At 70.2% G+C, this 3723-nt stretch carries 4 protein-coding genes; 2 read left to right on the top strand and 2 right to left on the bottom strand.

Going from position 1 to position 3723, the window contains the following annotated elements:
* Positions 1 to 630, top strand: a 630-nt coding sequence (locus tag VGH85_05295) for a histidine phosphatase family protein (protein HEY2173211.1), incomplete at its 5' end; no start/stop codon positions are given.
* Here VGH85_05295 and VGH85_05300 read toward each other — a convergent pair.
* Entirely contained in the window at positions 602 to 1177 is a 576-nt protein-coding gene (locus VGH85_05300) for a glycosyltransferase (GenBank protein HEY2173212.1), read from the bottom strand. The genes VGH85_05295 and VGH85_05300 overlap by 29 nt on opposite strands.
* Before the next feature lie 225 nt (positions 1178 to 1402).
* Positions 1403 to 1888, bottom strand: a complete 486-nt coding sequence (locus VGH85_05305) for a hypothetical protein (GenBank protein ID HEY2173213.1) — start codon at positions 1886 to 1888, stop codon at positions 1403 to 1405.
* Between the two features lie 4 nt (positions 1889 to 1892).
* Here VGH85_05305 and ribA point away from each other — a divergent pair, with 4 nt between their 5' ends.
* Complete coding sequence (ribA, locus tag VGH85_05310; protein ID HEY2173214.1) at positions 1893 to 3203, top strand: GTP cyclohydrolase II RibA; 1311 nt, start codon at positions 1893 to 1895, stop codon at positions 3201 to 3203.
* Positions 3204 to 3723 lie beyond the last annotated feature (520 nt).

The following is a 3723-nucleotide window of genomic DNA, read 5'->3' on the forward strand; positions in this document are numbered from 1 at the left end:
CACCTCCGACTCGTCGGTGCTCCTGCTGGTGGGTCGGCGCCGCGACTGATGCTCTACGTCGTCCGTCACGGGGAAACGGCGCCGAACGCGGCCGGGCTGCTGCTGGGACGGTCCGACCCGCGGTTGACGGAGCGGGGCCGAACCCAGGCGGCCGGGTTGGCGGCGACACTGCCGGCGCCGGACCGGGTCGTGTCCAGTCCGCTGCGCCGGGCCCGTGAAACGGCGGCGGCGTTCGGACGGACGGTCGAGGTCGACGACCGATGGATCGAGCTGGACTACGGGAGACTCGAGGGGACCGACCCGGCGTCCGTGCCCACCGAGGTGTGGGCCCAATGGCGCGCAAACCCCGACTACGCGCCGGGTGGGGGTGAGCCGCTGTCGGCGCTCGGCGTGCGGGTCCGGGCCGCCTGCGAGGAGCTGACCGTGGCCGCCGACCTGCGGGCGGGACGGACGGTGGTCGTGGTGACCCACGTCAGCCCGATCAAGGCCGCCATCGCCTGGGCCCTCGGCGTCGAGGACCGGGTGGCCTGGCGGCTGTGGGTCGACGACGCGGGTGTAACCCGCATCGGAGTCGACCGGCACGGCCCCGTGCTGCGGTCGTTCAACGAGCACTCGCCGTCAGCTCCTTGAGGGCCGCGAAGAGTGTTGCCGCGGTGTGGCTCCATCTCGGCAGCGCAGCGCCTCGGCGGCCCGCCGCCCGCGCCACGTCGGCCCGCCACAGCTCGTCGCTGGCCAGCCGGTCGAGTGCGATGGCGAGGGCCGGCATATCGCCCGGGTCGAGGACCACTCCCTCGACTCCGTCGCTGACGAGGTGAGGCAGGTTGCCAGCCCGCCACCCGACGACCGGCAGGCCAGCGGCCAGGGCCTCGCCGTACACCGTGCCGTACGGTTCCCGCCAGCTGGGCAGCACGAAGACGTCGGCGCCGGCGTAGAGGCGGGCGATGCCGTCCGGTCGAGCACGCCGTGGTGCACGACCCGATCGCCGAGGACGGCGAGGCGGCCCCGGACCCGCTCGGTGTAGGCCGGCGCGACGTCGTCCCGGCCGGCGAGGTGGAGCTTGACCCGGTCGTGGGGGAGGCGGCCCAGTGCGACGGACGAGCCAGGCCGCGATGCTGTCGACAAGCAGGACGTCGCCGTGGGCCAGGGTGAAGGGGTCGGGCCACAGCCACACGGGCACGAACTCGACCTCGGCGTCGTGGTCACCCGCCAGTTCGGCAAGGCGGCAGTGGTAGAGGTAGCTGCTGCTCGGGACATCCGAGGGTCAGAAGGGAGACGAGCATGCGGGTCCTCCACGTCGCCCCGACAGCCTTCGGCCACGACGGACTGTTCGGTGGAGGTGAACGCTAGCCGCTTGAGTTGGCGCGCGCCCTGGCCCTGGTCGACGGCGTGCGCTGCGAGCTCGTCACGTTCGGGCGGGAGGCGCGTGTCGAGGAGCACGACGGGTTGCGGATCCACGTTCTGCGCGCCGTGGGCCACCTCGGCGGCCACTCGGCGCACCCGGTCGCACCCCGTCACGCCGGGCGACGAACTGGTTCTGATGTGGGTGGAACGCGAACACCGGCTGGCCGTCGGCCTCCCCGACACAGGCATAGCCGTATCGGAACGGGTAGGTGAACGTCCCGTCGAGCGACTCGATGCGATCGTCGAGCGGCACCCCCGGATCGATCTCGCCGCGGTACGCGAGCAGTTCCCTCCCGCCGCTGATTCCCGAGAACTGCATGGTGACAACAACCTCATCCGGCCCCGGCTCGGGCAGCGCGACGGCGGCGACTCGGACCTGACGCGGGCCTGCGAACTCGACAGCGGCGGCGGACGAAGGCATCATCTCCTGATTATGGCCGCTGGTGAGCAGGCGAAACGGCACGTCGCGCGAGTGCTGCATGCTCACTGAGGTGGCGCGTGTCCCCATGCCCACGCCGTGGGGTGTATTCGACGTGCGGGCCTTCGAGAGCCCGACCGACCACGTCTACCTGGCCATGGTGCGCGGCAACGTGGAGCACAAGGACGGTGTCCTCGTCCGCCTCCACTCCGAGTGCCTCACCGGTGACGCGCTCGGCTCGCTGCGGTGCGACTGCGGCGTGCAGCTGCGGCTGGCCATGCGCCGGATCGCGGCCGAGGACTGCGGCGTGCTCGTGTACGCCACCGGCCACGAGGGCCGGGGCGTGGGCTTGATCAACAAGCTGCGGACGTACGTCGAGCAGGACAAGGGCCATGACACGCTCGACGCGAACCTCCGCCTCGGCCTGCCGGTCGACGGGCGCACCTACGACAACGCGGCCGCCGTGTTGTCGGCGCTCGACCTGCGGTCGGTGCGGCTGCTGACGAACAACCCGAGGAAGGTCGATGGCATGCGGCGGGCGGGAATCGACGTGGTGGCGGTTGAGCCGCTACCGACCGCGCCGCACGCCCGCAACCTCGGCTACCTCCGCACCAAAGAGCGCAGGATGGACCATGTGGGGCCGACCGGGTTGGCGGTGACGCCCTGGGAATCCGGTCCCCTGCCGGCCGTCGACGGGAGCGCTCTGCTCGGTGAGGTACGGGCCGCTGAGGACCGGCCCTACGTCGTGCTCAAGTTCGCTCAAACGCTCGACGGACGCATCGCCACGTCCACGGGCGATGCCAAATGGATCAGCGGCGAGGCCGAGCGCCGCATCTCGCACGCGCTGCGGGCCGCGTGCGATGCCGTACTCGTCGGCGTGGGCACCGTGATGACGGACGACCCGCTCCTGACCGTCCGCCTCGTCGCTGGAGCGTCGCCCCTGCGGGTCGTGCTCGACTCGACGCTTCGGCTGCCGCCCACGGCGCAGATCCTCGGCCCGGACGCGGCCACCACAGTGATCACGACGCGGCGCGCGTCGGCCGGCCGCCGGACCGCCCTGCACGAGCGCGGGGTGCGCGTCCACGTCGTCCCGTCCAGCCCCCGCGGCGTCGACCTTCCTGCCGCTCTGGCCCGACTGCGGGCGGCTGGCACGCTGACGCTCCTCGTCGAGGGCGGCGCCCGGGTGATCACGTCGATGCTCGGTGCCGGCCTCGTCGATCGCCTGGTGGTCGGGATCGCACCGACGATAATCGGAGCCGGCACCGAGGCAGTGGGCACACTCGGGATCACCACGGTGGCCGACGGGATCCGGCTGGTCGACCGGTCGGTATACGTGCTCGACGACGACATGCTGCTGGCGTGGGACGTTGCGCGTTGCCGTTGAGTTGTTTTGGTGACACGCCTGGGTCGGATTCCGGCGAAGTGCCAGGTAGGAGCGTGTCTGTTGTGAGATTCTGCGGGGGTGTCCGCTGACCGGGCGGCTGCTCCTTCGGGGCATTGCGTTCTTCGAGACGTTCATGGTGAAAAGTTATGAGACCCTTGTCGACTCGGACACCAGGGTCGATGTGAACACCGTCATCGTCGCGGCGAGTCGGCTCCAGGCCGTGACCGGGTCCAGGGACTACAGCATCGATATCCGCCGAGATGGTGGCACGGATTCCACGGCGCCGGGCCCGATGTGCATGAGCAGCGCGCCTGGCGTGTGTTCGCTGACCGCACCGGCATCGGCTGGACTGTTACCGGTCACGGTTTCCAGCAATGGACAGTTCGGATTACGTAGATGAACGTCATTCTGTTCGTGTTCGCCGGCCGCAAGCAGAACATGGAACTCCAGCTCCCGCTAGTCAGGCGCATCATTACTGAGCATCCCAATGTCCAATATCACGTGTGGAATCTGTCGCGTA

The sequence above is a fragment of the Mycobacteriales bacterium genome (assembly GCA_036497565.1).
Taxonomy (GTDB): domain Bacteria; phylum Actinomycetota; class Actinomycetes; order Mycobacteriales; family QHCD01; genus DASXJE01.